At 73.6% G+C, this 14,766-nt stretch carries 14 protein-coding genes and 1 pseudogene; 9 read left to right on the top strand and 6 right to left on the bottom strand.

The window, feature by feature from the left end; translation table 11 throughout:
* Positions 1-55: 55 nt before the first annotated feature.
* Entirely contained in the window at positions 56-1,141 is a 1,086-nt protein-coding gene (locus tag Q5694_RS32265) for an endo-1,4-beta-xylanase (RefSeq protein ID WP_333937062.1), read from the top strand.
* Between the two features lie 100 nt (positions 1,142-1,241).
* Here Q5694_RS32265 and Q5694_RS32270 read toward each other — a convergent pair whose 3' ends face one another.
* Both Q5694_RS32270 and Q5694_RS32275 read right to left on the bottom strand, forming a co-directional pair.
* Positions 1,242-1,448, bottom strand: coding sequence for a DUF5999 family protein (locus Q5694_RS32270; RefSeq protein ID WP_333937063.1), 207 nt, complete (start codon positions 1,446-1,448; stop codon positions 1,242-1,244).
* A gap of 452 nt (positions 1,449-1,900) precedes the next feature.
* Entirely contained in the window at positions 1,901-2,485 is a 585-nt protein-coding gene (locus tag Q5694_RS32275; RefSeq protein ID WP_333937064.1) for a hypothetical protein, read from the bottom strand.
* A gap of 549 nt (positions 2,486-3,034) precedes the next feature.
* Here Q5694_RS32275 and Q5694_RS32280 point away from each other — a divergent pair.
* On the top strand, positions 3,035-4,552 hold the full coding sequence (locus tag Q5694_RS32280) for a glutamate--cysteine ligase (RefSeq protein ID WP_333937065.1): 1,518 nt from the start codon (positions 3,035-3,037) through the stop codon (positions 4,550-4,552).
* Between the two features lie 68 nt (positions 4,553-4,620).
* Positions 4,621-5,421, top strand: a complete 801-nt coding sequence (locus tag Q5694_RS32285) for a CPBP family intramembrane glutamic endopeptidase (protein ID WP_333937104.1) — start codon at positions 4,621-4,623, stop codon at positions 5,419-5,421.
* Positions 5,422-5,473: 52 nt separating this feature from the next.
* Here the strand turns inward: Q5694_RS32285 and Q5694_RS32290 are convergent, their stop codons facing one another.
* Complete coding sequence (locus Q5694_RS32290) at positions 5,474-6,292, bottom strand: PhzF family phenazine biosynthesis protein (protein WP_333937066.1); 819 nt, start codon at positions 6,290-6,292, stop codon at positions 5,474-5,476.
* Between the two features lie 174 nt (positions 6,293-6,466).
* On the opposite strand from Q5694_RS32290, the gene Q5694_RS32295 reads away from it, so the two are divergent.
* The 4 genes from Q5694_RS32295 to Q5694_RS32310 all read left to right on the top strand — a co-directional run bounded on the left by Q5694_RS32295 (position 6,467) and on the right by Q5694_RS32310 (position 10,120).
* The gene (locus Q5694_RS32295; protein WP_333937067.1) at positions 6,467-7,087 is read left to right on the top strand and encodes a PadR family transcriptional regulator; all 621 of its coding nucleotides are present in this window, start codon (positions 6,467-6,469) and stop codon (positions 7,085-7,087) included.
* A gap of 222 nt (positions 7,088-7,309) precedes the next feature.
* Positions 7,310-7,858, top strand: coding sequence for a Clp protease N-terminal domain-containing protein (locus tag Q5694_RS32300; RefSeq protein WP_333937068.1), 549 nt, complete (start codon positions 7,310-7,312; stop codon positions 7,856-7,858).
* 77 nt (positions 7,859-7,935) lie between these two features.
* Complete coding sequence (locus Q5694_RS32305) at positions 7,936-8,940, top strand: EamA family transporter (protein WP_333937069.1); 1,005 nt, start codon at positions 7,936-7,938, stop codon at positions 8,938-8,940.
* 226 nt (positions 8,941-9,166) lie between these two features.
* Positions 9,167-10,120, top strand: coding sequence for a DMT family transporter (locus Q5694_RS32310; RefSeq protein WP_333937070.1), 954 nt, complete (start codon positions 9,167-9,169; stop codon positions 10,118-10,120).
* A 38-nt stretch (positions 10,121-10,158) separates the two neighbouring features.
* Here Q5694_RS32310 and Q5694_RS32315 read toward each other — a convergent pair.
* Positions 10,159-10,792: pseudogene (locus Q5694_RS32315) on the bottom strand (FMN-binding negative transcriptional regulator).
* Complete coding sequence (locus tag Q5694_RS32320) at positions 10,792-11,475, bottom strand: pyridoxamine 5'-phosphate oxidase family protein (RefSeq protein WP_333937105.1); 684 nt, start codon at positions 11,473-11,475, stop codon at positions 10,792-10,794. The pseudogene Q5694_RS32315 and the gene Q5694_RS32320 overlap by 1 nt, the downstream one beginning before the upstream one ends.
* A gap of 35 nt (positions 11,476-11,510) precedes the next feature.
* On the opposite strand from Q5694_RS32320, the gene Q5694_RS32325 reads away from it, so the two are divergent.
* Positions 11,511-12,842 carry an aminotransferase class I/II-fold pyridoxal phosphate-dependent enzyme gene (locus Q5694_RS32325; protein ID WP_333937071.1) on the top strand — a complete coding sequence of 444 codons (1,332 nt, stop codon included), beginning with the start codon at positions 11,511-11,513 and terminating at the stop codon, positions 12,840-12,842.
* Here Q5694_RS32325 and Q5694_RS32330 read toward each other — a convergent pair.
* Complete coding sequence (locus tag Q5694_RS32330) at positions 12,833-13,780, bottom strand: DMT family transporter (protein WP_333937072.1); 948 nt, start codon at positions 13,778-13,780, stop codon at positions 12,833-12,835. The genes Q5694_RS32325 and Q5694_RS32330 overlap by 10 nt on opposite strands.
* 75 nt (positions 13,781-13,855) lie before the next feature.
* Between Q5694_RS32330 and Q5694_RS32335 the strand changes: the two genes are divergently transcribed.
* Positions 13,856-14,758, top strand: a complete 903-nt coding sequence (locus Q5694_RS32335) for a LysR family transcriptional regulator (protein WP_333937073.1) — start codon at positions 13,856-13,858, stop codon at positions 14,756-14,758.
* Positions 14,759-14,766: the final 8 nt, after the last annotated feature.

Raw genomic sequence — 14,766 nt, forward strand, 5'->3', positions numbered from 1 at the left:
CACCCGCCCGCGACACGTACGGCTCACCACCCACCCGACCGTGAGGAGTCGCACCATGCGCACCACATCCACCACCGCACCACGCCTCGTCCTGGCCGGGGCGCTCGCCGCCGCGCTGCTGCTCGGCGGCGCCACCACCGGGCCCGCGGCCCGGGCGGCCGAGCGCCCCGGCCAGGAGCACACCCTCGCCGACCTCGCCCAGCGCCACGGCCGCTACTTCGGCAGCGCCACCGACAACCCCGAACTGGCCGACGAACCGTACACCGCCCTGCTGGGCCGCGAGTTCGACCAGATCACCCCCGGCAACGGCATGAAGTGGTACGCCACGGAGCCCCGGCAGGGCGTGTTCGACTTCTCCCAGGGCGACGAGATCGTGAACCTCGCCCGGTCCAAAGGGCAGAAGGTGCGCGGCCACACCCTGGTGTGGCACAGCCAGCTCCCGGACTGGCTCACCGGACGGGAGTGGACGGCCCCGGAGCTGCGCGCGGTGCTGAAGAAGCACATCCAGACCCAAGTGCGCCACTACCGGGGCAAGGTGTTCGCCTGGGACGTCGTCAACGAGGCCTTCAACGAGGACGGCACCTACCGGGACACCGTCTTCCTCCGGACCCTGGGACCCGGGTACATCGCCGACGCGCTGCGCTGGGCCCACCAGGCCGACCCGCACGTCCGGCTCTACCTCAACGACTACAACATCGAGGCGACCGGCCCGAAGAGCGACGCCTACCACGAGCTGGCCAAGCAGCTGAAGGCCCGGCACGTCCCGCTGCACGGCATCGGCTTCCAGACCCATCTGGCGCTGCAGTACGGCTATCCGGCCACCCTGGAGGACAACCTGCGCCGCTTCTCCCGGCTCGGTCTGGACACCGCCCTCACCGAGGTCGACGTGCGGATGCAGCTGCCCGCGACCGAGGAGAAGCTCGCCGAGCAGGCCCGGTGGTACCGGAGCCTCACCGAGGCGTGCCTCGCGGTTCGCCGGTGTGTCGGCATCACCCTGTGGGACTACACCGACAAGTACTCCTGGATCCCGGCGTTCTTCCCCGGCGAGGGCGCGGCCCTGCCCTGGGACGAGGCGCTGCGGCCCAAGCCGGCGTACCACGCGCTGCGGGAGGCACTGCAGACGCCGCGTCGCGGGCGGTGACGGGCGGTGACGGCGGCCGGACACGCGTCGGGGCCGGTGCGCGGGACGTTCCGCGGCCGGCCCCTCGTAGCCGGGCGGAGTGACGCCCCGCCCGGTGGCCTCAGGCGGCCGTCACCACCTGGCTGCCCGCCATCGGGCGGTGCGGGGCGATGACCCTGCCGTCCGGCAGCAGTTCACCGGTGTCCTCGAAGAGCACCACGCCGTTGCACAGCAGGCTCCACCCCTGCTCCGGGTGGTGCGCCACGAGGCGGGCGGATTCCCGATCGGCGGAGTCGGCTGACGGGCACGGTGTCTGGTGCTGGCACATGGGTGGGATCTTTCGCTTCGTCGTGATGGACGTGGTGACCGAGTCGACAGGCTCGGCCGTCGCTTCTGTTCCGCGGCTGGAAGTGTGGTCCATGGCCGCCCCCCGTCGGTTTGTTCGTCGGAACCCAGTGTTGCCCCACGGGCGGCGATCCGCAGGGATTTCGCCGCACCGCCCCTCACAGCTTCAGGACGCATCACCCGCGCGGGCGGTTCATCTCAACTGGGCCGTCCCTTCGGATGGTTCGCCGTGGCCTGAAGGGGCTAGTCCGGTCGGCAGGCCGACGCTGTCCGGCTCGTACGAGCCATGGTGCGCTCGTCGGAGCGAGCCACGCCGGCACGGCCGCCGGGAGGGCGGCCGGGAGGGCGGGGTCGGGCGGGCCAGGTGCGCGCACACGGTCGTACCCCGCCGCCGTGACGCCGGTGACGGGGTACGGGAACGTCGGTCGGCGGGGCTCAGGCGGGTGAGCCGAGAAGGCGCGTCGGGGTCGCCCGGTGGGTCAGCACCGGGAGGAGCTCGGCGACGCGGTGCGGGCGATGGGCCGCGATGCCGGGAGGCGCGGGGGCCAGGGGCACGAGGAGGTCGGTGGCCGCGGGGTGGCCGTCGGCCCCGTCCGCCGCGCAGTCCTCGTGCAGCCACAGCGTCAGCATGTAGAGGCCGGGCACCGACAGCAGGCGCGGCTGGTAGGGGTGCGGCATCGCCTCGGCCTGGCGCAGGGCCGACTCGGTGGAGCTGATGTACGGGCCCTCGAAGAAGTGGGAGAAGGTCCAGCCGTCCGCCGTCAGCACGGTGTCCGCCGCGGCCACGGCGTGCTCGCCGCAGCGGATCAGGAACCGCCACCCGGCCAGCCGGGTCGTGGACACGCCCTCGGCGGTGACCCGGTCCAGCACGTGCACGGGCAGCGGGAGCTCGGGGGTGCCGGGCACCTGGCTGCGCAGCAGGGAGGGAGTTCGCGCTTCTCGGACCGCGGTGGGCGAGGAGAGCGCGGCCAGGACGGAACGGAGTGCGGGCGCGGGAGCCGGCGGGACATGCAGCGGCATGGTGGGTCGCCTCTCATTCAAAGGCACGGTGGCGCGAGGGCGGGGGCGGACGGCGCTGTCAGCTCACGAAAGGTCAGGGAGGCAGGGCCGGGTCAGGAGAAAACGGGGGTGGGGTCCGTCGAACATCGCCTCGACGGCAGGACCCATCGACCGTGGGCGCCAACCTTCTGCCTTGTTCGCGAAGTTTATACGACACGGGTTCAGACTGTGTTTCGCCTAGCCGTTTCCGGTGAGTACAACAAGGGTACATTCGGTCGGCGATACGCGAGATAAATCCCGATTTCAGGCGGGGGTGCACGGCGGTGACCTCGGAACATGTCCGCGCAGCGGTCGGCCCATTCTCGTCGGCGTTTTTCACGAGTTCGCCGGAGCCGAATCACGTCGTGCGCGCCATGCCGGGTGAATGTGCCACCGGTCACATGTGACCAGCGTAGCGGTCGCCGGGTCCGCCCGGGACGTTATCGATCGCTTTCGCTGGGCATCCTCCACCTGACCGGGACCCCGGCGGCCGGATCTCGGCCTGCACATCATCCGAGGAGGGACGCTTCAATGGGGGAGAAGGTCGTGGCAGGCCGGTTCGACCTGTCCGATCGCCAGCGCTACCGCGACAAGCTGCGTCAGTGTCTGACGGGCCTGGAGCGACTCCTGGCGGAGAAGCGGTTCGACCGCCCCAAGAACCTCATGGGGTTGGAGATCGAACTGAATCTGGCGGGTGCCGACGGCATGCCGAAAATGTTGAACAAGCAAGTCCTCGAACGCATCGCGAGCCGTGACTTCCAAACCGAGCTCGCCATGTTCAACCTGGAAGTCAACATCCCCCCGCATCGCATCGACGGCCGGGTATTCGACCGGCTCGCGGAGGAACTCCGTACGTCACTGGCATATGCGGACCGGAAAGCGGCCGAGGTGGACGCCGGCATCGTGATGATCGGTATTCTGCCGACTCTCGACCGTGACGACCTGGTCTCGTCGAACCTGTCCGACGTCGACCGCTACACCCTCCTCAACGACCAGATCGTGGCCGCCCGCGGCGAGGAGTTCACCCTCGACATCGAGGGGGTGGAGCACCTGCGGTGCACCTCGAAGTCCATCGCGCCCGAGGCGGCCTGCACCTCGGTGCAGCTGCACCTGCAGGTGACCCCGGCCCGCTTCGCCGACGTGTGGAACGCGGCCCAGGCGGTCGCCGCCGCACAGATCGCGGTCGGCGCCAACTCGCCCTTCCTGTTCGGCCGCGAGCTGTGGCGCGAGTCGCGGCCCCCGCTGTTCACGCAGTCCACCGACACCCGCCCGCCCGAACTCCAGGCCCAGGGCGTCCGCCCGCGCACCTGGTTCGGCGAGCGCTGGATCTCCTCCGCGTACGACCTCTTCGAGGAGAACCTGCGCTACTACCCGGCGCTGCTGCCGATCTGCGACGACGAGGACCCGCTCGAGGTGATCGACCGGGGCGGTGCCCCCTCGCTCGCCGAGCTCGTCCTGCACAACGGCACGATCTACCGCTGGAACCGCCCCGTGTACGAGGTCGCCGACGGTGTGCCGCACCTGCGTGTGGAGAACCGCGTGCTGCCCGCCGGGCCGACCGTCGTGGACATCGTCGCCAACGCGGCGTTCTACTACGGCGTCGTCCGGGCCCTCGCCGAGGAGAGCCGGCCGGTGTGGACACGGCTGCCGTTCGAGGCGGCCGCCGCCAACTTCGACGCCGCCTGCAAGGACGGCATCGACGCCCGCTTCACCTGGCCCCGGCGCGGCCGCCACGGCGGTACGACGCAGGTCGACGCGGTGAACCTGATCCGCGACGAACTGCTCCCGCTCGCCGAGGCGGGGCTGGACGCCTGGGGCGTCGAACCGGCCGACCGCGACCTGTACCTGGGCGTGATCGAGGAGCGCTGCCGGCGCCGGACGAACGGGGCGAGCTGGCAGGCCGCGACCTTCCACCAGGCCCTCGACGCGGGCCTCGGCCGGGAGGACGCGCTGGCCGCCACCACCCGGCGCTACCGCGAGCTGATGCACAAGGGCGACCCGGTGCACACCTGGCCCGTGGGGCTGCCCGAACCGGTGTCGCTGGGCTGAGGGCACCCGCCGGGCCGCGGCCCGCTGCCGCCATACTGATCCGACAGGTCGGTGAAGTGGAGGCGGGTGTGCAGGCGGAGGCGAGCCCGGTGGGCGATTCCCTACCCCGGCAGGGGCTCTCGCGGCGGATGCTGCGCGACGAGACGCTGCTGGTCCTCGCGCTGTCGCTCGGGGCGAGCGGCGTCTCCGCGCTGATCAGCTTCCTCGGGTCGGTCACCGAGCCGGGCGGGCTCAAGGACCAGGCGGCCACCATGAACGCCTCGGCCGCCCCCGGCCGCCCCTGGCTCGACCTCGCCTGGCAGCTGTTCGGGATCACCACCGCACTGGTGCCCGTCGCGCTCGTCGCGCACTTCCTGCTGCGCGAGGGCGCGAGCCTGCGCACGATCGGTTTCGACCGCACCCGCCCGTGGTTCGACCTCGGGCGGGGCGCGGCGATCGCCGCGGTCATCGGCAGCACCGGCATCGCCTTCTACCTGGCCGCCCGAGGCCTCGGCTTCAACCTCACCGTGGTTCCCGAGGCGCTGCCCGACGTGTGGTGGAAGTACCCGGTCCTGATCCTCTCGGCCGTCCAGAACGCCGTGCTGGAGGAAGTGATCGTCGTCGGCTACCTGCTGCGCCGCCTGGACCGGCTGGGCTGGACGCCGACGGCCGCGCTGGTGGGCAGTTCGGTGCTGCGCGGCTCGTACCACCTGTACCAGGGCATCGGCGGCTTCGTCGGGAACCTGGTGATGGGCGTCGTCTTCGTCCACCTCTACCGCCGCTGGGGCCGGGTCGGGCCTCTGGTGGTGGCGCACTCGCTGCTCGACATCGGGGCGTTCGTCGGCTACGCGCTGCTGGCGGGCAAGGTGGGCTGGCTGCCGACGGCGTGACCGGCGGGCCGGACCGGGGCGTACGACGGCGTCGTGCGCCCCTTCGGTGTCCTCAGGCCAGCAGGTCGCCGTCGACGACCGTGACCGCGCTGCCGGTGAGCAGGGTGCGGTCACCGCGCAGTTCCGTACGGACGCGGCCGGAGCGGGGCGAGGCCTGCAGGCCCGTCAGGCCGGAGCGGCCGAGGCGCGCGGACCAGAACGGGGCGAGTGCGGTGTGGGCGCTCCCCGTCACCGGGTCCTCGTCGATGCCGACGTTCGGGAAGAAGCAGCGCGAGACGAAGTCGTAGCCCCGGGACGGGTCCTCGGCGCGTGCCGTGGCGATGACACCGCGCTCGGAGTGGGCGGCGAGGGCCTTCAGATCGGGACGGAGGCCCCGGACGGTCTTCTCGTCGGCGACCTCGACGAGCAGGTCGCCGACGTTCGGGCCGGTGTCGAGGACCGTGAGCGGTTCGGTGCCCAGGGCGGCGCCGAGGCCGGCGGGCGGCTCGGCCGGGGTGAGCGGGGCGGTGGGGAAGTTGAGCGTCACGGACCCGTCCGGGGCGGGCGTGGCGACGAGGACGCCGCTACGGGTGGTGAAGCGGACCGGGCCCTCGTGGGCGCCGGTGGTGTGCAGGACGTGGGCCGTGGCCAGGGTGGCGTGCCCGCACATGGCGACCTCGGTGGCCGGGGTGAACCAGCGCAGGGCCCAGTCGCCCTCACCGTCCGGCGGGAGGGGGTGGGCGAACGCCGTCTCGGCGTGGTTGACCTCCAGGGCGACGTTCTGCAGCCAGGTGTCGTCCGGGAAGGCGTTCGCGTCGTTCAGCAGCAGGACCCCGGCGGGGTTCCCGGAGAAGGGGCGATCGGTGAAGGCGTCGACGATTCGGATCCGCATGCCGCGACGCTAGAGCCTTGCCGAAGCCGCGGGCCAAGGCCAATCCGCGACGCGCGGACCGCTGGCACCGGCCGGACGCCGCTGTCCGCCCGTGCGACCGGTCTTGTCGTTCGTAAGTTACCGATATATCGTTGAAGCATCGCGACAGATCAACGATGGAATGGAGTGGTTGCGATGCGCACCCATGGTTTCGAGCACGGACACGGCGGACACCGGCACGGCCGGGGAGGTTTCGAAGGGCTGCGGGCGGCCTTCGGTCCCTTCGGCCCGGGAGGTCCCGGCTGGGGCGGGCCCGGCGGGCCGGGCTTCGGTCCCGGCCCCTGGGGCGGACGCGGACGCGGCGGGCCCCGCGGGAGGGCGCGGCGCGGGGACGTACGGGCCTCGATCCTGGCCCTGCTCAAGGACCGGCCGATGCACGGCTACGAGATGATCCAGGAGATCGCCGAGCGCAGCGGCGGGGCGTGGAAGCCCAGCCCCGGCTCGGTCTACCCCACCCTTCAGCTGCTGGAGGACGAGGGCCTGATCACCAGTGCGTCCGAGGGCGGCAAGAAGCTGTTCTCGCTCACCGAGGCGGGCCGGGAGGCCGCCGGTGAGGGGCCGGAGGCGCCCTGGGAGGAGGCGTCCCGCGGTGTCGACTGGGAAGCCCTCGGGGAGATCCGCCAGGCCGGGTTCGGTCTGATGGAGGCCTTCGGGCAGGTCTGGAAGACCGGCAGCAAGGAACAGCGGGAGAAGGCGCTCGGCGTCATCAACGACGCGCGCAAGAAGCTGTACCTGATCCTCGCCGACGAGGACTGAGGCCGGTCGACGGCAAGGCGCCCCCGCAGTGGTCCGGGGGCGCCTTCGTGTGCGCCGGCGGCCCGGCACCGGCGGCCGCCCGTCGTCCCGGGAGGCGAGGGCTGTCCGCGTGATGTCCTCCGCAAGGAGGAGATTCCGGCCGGCCGTGTGCACTTCCCGTGGGACGCGCAGATGGTTCCCGCCGAGGATGACCCGGGCGGGCGGGACTGATGGGGTGGGATTGTGCAATCCCGAATCCCCCGGCAGTCGTCCCAGGAGCCCGGCGCCCAGCGCGCCGACAACGATGCCAGGCTGGGTGACGCGCTCGCACCGGTGATCGGCGGCGCCCGCCGCCGGGCGGTCCGGGACGGGGACCGGCAGGTCGACACGGCCCATCTGCTGCATTCCCTGCTGGAGTCCGACCCCGCCGTGCGTGCCGCCTTCGGCGACGGGCCGCGGATCGCGCGGCTGCTCGGTTACCTCGTCCAGCGCAGCATCGGCTACGGGCTGCGCTGGCAGGGCCGGGTCGAGGACTCGGGCGCCGTTCCCGTGGTGGCGGGGGCCGCGGGCTTCTCGCCGCTCGCCTCCGCGTCGATGGACGACGCCCGGGAACGAGCCGCCGCACGGGGAGGGCAGCCCCGCGGCACGGATCTGCTCGCCGCGATCATGGCCGACCCGCAGGCACGCGCGGTCGAGGTGGTCCGGCGTGCCGGGATCGATCCGCGCGAGGTCTGCCCGCTGATCGGCGACCGGCCGGGCGTCACGGAGGAGTGCGGCGAGACCGGCCGCTGAGCGGCCGTGCCCCGGACCGTCCACGCTGTGAGACAGGTGTCATAGGGGGTGACGCTCCTGTCAGGGCCTGTCATCATGTGCCGGTGCGTACGACTGACAGCAGCGCGAGCGGGCGCGGCAGGGGAGTGGGGCTCGGCCTCGCGCTCGTCTCCGCGGTGGCCTTCGGCGGATCCGGTGTCGCGGCCAAGCCGCTGATCGAGGCGGGCCTCGACCCGCTGCACGTGGTGTGGCTGCGGGTCGCCGGGGCGGCCCTGGTGATGCTGCCGCTCGCCGTGCGGCACCGCTCCCTGCTGCGCCGGCGCCCCGGGCTGCTCGCCGGGTTCGGTCTACTGGCCGTGGCCGGCGTCCAGGCCTGCTACTTCGCGGCGCTGTCCCGGATCCCCGTCGGGGTCGCGCTGCTCGTCGAGTACCTGGCGCCCGCGCTCGTGCTGGGCTGGGTGCGCTTCGTCCAGCGGCGGCCCGTCACCCGCGCCGCCGCGGTCGGGGTCGTGCTCGCGGTCGGCGGCCTCGCCTGCGTCGTCGAGGTGTGGTCGGGCCTCGGCTTCGACGCCCTGGGGCTGCTGCTCGCCCTCGGCGCCGCCTGCTGCCAGGTGGGCTACTTCGTCCTGTCCGACCAGGGCAGCGACGCCGGGGACGAGGCGCCCGACCCGCTCGGCGTCATCGCCTACGGGCTGCTGGTCGGCGCGGCCGTCCTGACCGTCGTCGCCCGGCCCTGGAGCATGGACCGGTCGGTGCTCACGGGCACCGCGCGCATGGACGGCACACCCGTCGCCGCGATCGTGCTGCTGGCGTGGATCGTCCTGGTCGCCACGGTCGTCGCGTACGTCACCGGCGTGGTCTCCGTGCGGCGGCTCTCGCCGCAGGTCGCCGGGGTCGTGGCCTGCCTGGAGGCCGTCATCGCCACCGTCCTGGCCTGGGTGCTGCTGGGCGAGCACCTGTCGGCGCCGCAGATCGCCGGTGGCGTGATCGTGCTGGTGGGCGCGTTCATCGCGCAGTCCTCGACGCCCGCGAAGGGGGCGGAGCGACCGGTGGCGAGCGGTGGCCCGGAAAGGGAATTGTCCCGGCGCGGGAGCAGCGCGTAGGGTGGCGATCATGCCGTCCGACGCACTCGTTCTTCCGCCTCCGGCCGCCTGAGGCGGGCTTTTCCGGAAACCGCGCCCGGCGCTTGCGCCGCCGCGCCGAACGGTGCTGCCCGCAGACGAAGTCCGCGGACCCCGCCGATCCGACCGATCCGGGGCCCCTTCCGAACTTCCGCGCACCGCCGCCTTCCGCCGTGACGGCGTGCCGTGCGCTCTGCGGAGAGAACACGTGTCGAACACCGCTACCGGCCTGCCCGTGGGGCGAGGCCTCCTCTACCTGATCGTCGCCGGCGCCGCCTGGGGCACCGCGGGCGCCGCGGCCTCCCTGGTCTACCGGACCAGTGACACGGGGCCCGTCGCCCTCTCCTTCTGGCGCTGCGCCGCCGGACTCGCCGTGCTCCTCGCGGTCCGCGCGCTGCGGCCCCGCACGGGTACGACCCCCGTCCGCGAGCCGCTCGGCCGGAGGCTCGCGCGGTCCGGCGTCACCGGACTCGGGCTCGCCGTCTTCCAGACGGCCTACTTCGCCGCCGTCTCGGCCACCGGCCTGGCCGTGGCCACCGTGGTGACCCTGGGTGCCGGGCCCGTCCTGATCGCCCTCGGGGCGCGACTGACCCTGGGCGAACGGCTCGGCCGCGGCGGCACCGCCGCCGTCGCGGGCGCCCTCACGGGCCTCGCGGTGCTCGTCCTGGGCGGCGGCGGCACGACCGTACGCCCCTGGGGAGTGCTGCTGGCGCTGCTGTCGGCGGCCGGGTACAGCGCGATGACCCTGCTCACCCGCCGCTGGGGCCGCGACGGCGGGGCCGACTCCTCCCGGACGACCGTCGGGGCGTTCGCCGTCACCAGCCTGTGCCTGCTGCCCTTCGCCCTGGTGGAAGGGCTGGTACCGCACACCGAGGCGCCGGGCCGGCTGCTGCTCCTGCTGGCCTACGTCGCCGTCGTGCCGACAGCCCTGGCCTACGGCCTGTACTTCGCGGGCGCGGCCGTCGTCCGGTCCGCCACCGTCTCGGTGATCATGCTGCTGGAGCCGGTCAGTGCCGCCGCGCTGGCCGTCCTGCTGCTGGGGGAGCACCTCACGGGTGCGACCGTGGCCGGGACCTTGCTGATGCTCGGGTCGGTCACCGGCCTGGCGGTCGGGGAGGCGCGCAGCGCCCGCCCGGTGAAGGAGCCCGTGCCGCTCGGATGAGCCCACGGACCCGAGCCCCGGGGCGCCCGCCCCGGGGCTCAGACCTGGAGCCTGCGCAGGAGGTGCTCCCGCGCCCGGGCGTCGCCCGGGCCGCCGCGCGCCGCGAGGCCCGCGGCGATCCGCTCCTGCACCTCGGCCTGCTTGCGGCCCGCGTACGTGAACTCGGCCCGCACGTCCGTCACCTCCAGACGCAGCGCGCGGATGCCGGCGAGCATCCGGCCGTACGGTTCCTCGCCGGCCGCCGCCCGGGCCGAGACGCCCCGGGGCTGGAAGTGGTCGACCTGGCGGTTGAGCAGTGCGGCCTTCTCCGCCGGGTCGTCCACGACGTGCGCGCGGCAACGGAGCTGGACGGCCGCGTAGAGGTTCCGTGGGAACGCCGTGCTCCGGAGGGACGTCCGGGCCGGCCTGCCAGGGCCCGGGGATGTAGGCCTAGTCGTCGACCACGCTCAGCAGGACGTCGGGGCGGGCCTGGAGCGCGGGCCAGATCGGGTTCGGCCGGGCGAGGTGGGTGACGACCTCGCGGCGCCCGGGGTCGTAGGCGAAGTGCAGGGGCTGGACGTGCGGGGGTTCGCCGCCGGGGCCGTTGACCGCGAGCCGCCCGAAGTCGTGCGCGGCCAGCCAGTGCTGCCACTCGGAGTCGTCGCGGGGCGCGTCCCGGGGGTGGATCAGCATCACAGGGCCCGGAGATAGCCGGGCAGGGCGGTGCCGGGGGCGAGGCCGGGGTCGGGAACCGGTGTGCCGTAGGTCGCGCGGACCGGCACGACGCCCGCCCAGTGGGGCAGGGCCAGGTCCTCGGGCTCGTCGTTCACCCCGCCCGTGCGCAGTTTGGCCGAGACCTCCCGCAGGTCCAGGCGGATCACCGCCGTGGCGGCCAGCTCCTTCTTGTCGGCCGGGCGGGAGTCGGCGGAGCGGCCGGCGACGACGTGGTCGACCAGGGCGTCCAGCGCCTCGCGCTTCTCCTGCGGGTCCGTCACGTCCTGCGCGAGGCCGTGCACCACCACCGAGCGGTAGTTGATCGAGTGGTGGAAGGCCGAACGCGCCAGGACCAGACCGTCGACATGGGTGACCGTCACACAGACCGGCAGGCCCGGTTCCGCCCGGCCGGCCGCCCGCAGCGGGCGCGAGCCGGTGGATCCGTGCAGGTAGAGCCGCTCGCCGACCCGGGCGTACAGCGTCGGCAGGACGACCGGTGCGCCGTCGCGGACGAAGCCCAGATGGCAGACGCAGGCCTCGTCGAGTATCGCGTGCACCAGCTCCTTGTCGTAGGAGGCCCGTTCCGCGGAGCGGGTGGGGACGGTGCGGTCGGTCGGGGTGTAGGCGGTGTCGGGTTGCGGCGTCTGCGCGGGCCCCTGCATGGCGCTCTCCATTGCACTAGTGCATAATTGAGTTTGTGCTAGGAGACTATCTGATCGGTGGGCGGCGCGCAGCGGACATTTCCGCGGGCATCGAACGCGCGGTGGGCGACGGGCGGCTGAAGCCCGGTGAAGTGCTTCCGCCCATGCGGGAGTTGGCGCGGCAACTCGGCGTGAATCCCCACACGGTCGCGGCCGCGTACCGGACCCTGCGTGAGCGCGGTGTCATCGAGACCGCGGGCCGGCGCGGCAGCCGGGTGCGCCCGGCGCCGGCCACGACCGGCCGCGACCACATCCGGGTCGAGGTTCCCGAAGGGGTGCGGGACGTGGCCGGCGGCAATCCGGATCCGGCGCTGCTGCCGCCGCTCGCAGGCGTCTTCGCGGCGGCGGCCGCCGAGGGCGACCGGGCGCCCGTGCTGTACGGGGACGATCCGGTGGATCCCGGGCTGGCCCGAGCCGGGCGCGCGGGGCTCGACGCCGACGGCGTGCCGGACGGGCCCCTCGCCGTGGTCTCCGGTGCGCTCGACGGGGTGGAGCGGGTGCTGGCGGCCCACCTCAAACCGGGTGACACGGTCGCCGTCGAGGACCCGGGCTGGGGGCGCACCCTCGACCTCGTCCCGGCCCTGGGCCTGCGGACCGCCCCCGTCGGTGTCGACGACGACGGACCGCTGCCCGGGGACGTGCGCCGGGCGCTCGCCGCCGGGGCGCGCGCCCTGATCGTCACGGACCGGGCGCAGAACCCGACCGGCGCCGCGGTCGGCGCCGCACGCGCGCGCGCCCTGCGGGCGGTCCTGCGGGAGTACCCGGAGGTGCTGCTGATCGAGGACGACCACGGCCACGGCATCGTCGACCTGCCGCTGAACCCGCTGGCCGGTGCCACCCGGCACTGGGCGTTCGTGCGCTCGGCGGCCAAGGCCTACGGGCCCGACCTGCGCCTCGCCCTGCTGACCGGTGACACCGTGACCCTGGACCGGGTCCGCGGCCGGCAGCGGCTCGGGCCGGGCTGGGTGAGCCTGCTGATGCAGCGGGCCCTGGTACGGCTGTGGGCCGACGGGGTCGTGGACACGGCCGGGGTGGCGGCGGCGTACGGGCGGCGGCGGGACGCGCTGATCACGGCCCTGGCGCGGCGCGGTGTCCCGGCGCACGGCCGCAGCGGCATGAACGTGTGGGTGCCGGTACCGGACGAGACCGGGGTGGTCGCCCGGCTGCTGCACGCCGGCTGGGCCGTGTCCCCCGGTGCCCGATTCCGGCTGAGCGCTCCGCCCGGGATCAGGGTCACCGTCTCGGCGCTCACCGAGGACGACACGCAGGCCCTGGCCGACGCCATCGCCTCCGCGCTCGGTCCGGCACGCGCGCGCGGCTACGTCTGAGGCCGGGACCCGGGCCGCATCTGGGTCAGTGCCGCCCCCACCAGCACGATCACCGCGCCGACCGGTGTCGACCAGCTCAGGGACTCGCCCAGGACGACGACGCCCGCGGCCGTGGCGATGACCGGGATGAAGTACGTGACCATCTGCGCGGTCGTCGGGCCGACCTCGGCCACCAGGCCGTACTGCAGCAGCACCGCCAGGCCGGTGCCCAGGGCGCCCAGGGCGGCGACCGCAAGGAGCGGCACGACGGGCAGCCCGGTGGGCGGCGTCGTGAACAGCGGGGTCACGACGGCCAGTTGGATGGTGGCCAGGAGCAACTGGGCGCCGGTCATCGACAGGTGCGAACGGCCGTTGCCCGCCAGGGTGCGGCGGACGTAGATCCAGCCCACCGGGTAGCTGAGGGAGCCGAGCAGGGCCAGTGCCGTCCCGGTGGCGTCCAGCCCGTGGAAGCCCTGCCAGGCGCCCAGCACGGTCAGCACGCCCAGGAAGCCGAGGCCGAGCCCCGCCACCCGGACCCGGGTCGGGCGGTCCTCCGACAGGGCGACCAGCGACAGGGCCATCCCCCACAGCGGCGAGGTGGCGTTGCAGATGCCCGCCAGGGTCGACGGGATGGTCAGCTCGGCGTACGCGAACAGGGAGAACGGCAGGGCGTTCAGCAGAAACGCGGCGACCGTCAGATGCCCCCAGGTGCGCACCCCGCGCGGCAGCCGCTCGCGCCGGACCGCCATCGCCGCCGCCAGCACCGCCGTACCGAACGCCAGCCGCCCGAGCGTCACCTGGAACGGTGCGAACCCGCCGGTGCCCACCTTGATGAGCAGGAAGCTGAAACCCCAGATCAACGACAGGGCGGCGAAGCGCAGGCGCCAGTCGAGGCGGGGCCGGGCGGGCAGGGGGGACGGGGTCGCTGCGACCCGGCCGGTGGTGGTCACGGAGCTCATGACCGTCACGATGCGGCAGGACGTCGTCGTAGCACAAGCGAGAATTCGCACGCGGTATTGCGTAGTATCCCTTACATGTTGAACCTGGAGCGCCTGCGCACCCTCGACGCCCTGGCCCGCCACGGCTCGGTCAGCGGCGCCGCCGCAGGGCTGCACATCACGACGTCCGCCGTCTCCCAGCAGATGTCCAAGCTGGAGCGCGAGGTCGGCCAGCAACTGCTCGCCAAGAACGGCCGGGGCGTGCGGCTCACCGACGCCGGCCGGCTGCTCGCCGAGCACGCCGCGCGCATCCTCTCCCAGGTCGCACTCGCCCAGTCCGACCTGGAGGCGCAGCGCGGGCAGGTCGTGGGCGAGCTGAGGCTGGCCGCGTTCCCGACCGCCGCGCGCGGCCTGTTCCCGCACGCGCTGTCGGCGCTGCGCGAGCAGCATCCCGCGCTGCGGCTGCGCTCGCGCGAGCTGGAACCGGAACAGGGCATCGCCGGGGTGGTGCGCGGCGACCTCGACCTAGCGGTGGTGCTCGACTGGTACAACAAGCCGATGGCGCTGCCGGACGGACTGGTCAAGGCGTCGATCCTGGACGACCCGGCCGAGGTCGCCATGCCGGCGGGCCACCCGCTGGCCGGGCGCGAGGAGGTGGACCTCGCCGAGTTCGCCGACGACGAGTGGATCACCTGGGGCGAGGGCGAGTTCTGCCACGAGTGGCTGATGTTCACGCTCCGCTCCAAGGGCGTCGAGCCGATCGTCGGCCACCGCGCCGCCGAGCACCACACCCAGCTCGCCCTGGTCGCCGCGGGCCTCGGCGTGTGCATCGCCCCCCTGCTGGGCCGCCGCCCGGTGCCCGACGGGGTGGTGACCGTCCCCCTCAAGCAACGGGTGCGGCGGCATGTCTACGTGGTCTGGCGCGCGGACGCCGACCGCCGCCCGTCCATCCGCGCGGCGGTGTCGGCGCTGCGCGCGGCGGGGGAGGGCGTCGGCTGATCCGCCGG

The organism is Streptomyces sp. AHA2, assembly GCF_036857595.1.
Lineage (GTDB): Bacteria > Actinomycetota > Actinomycetes > Streptomycetales > Streptomycetaceae > Streptomyces.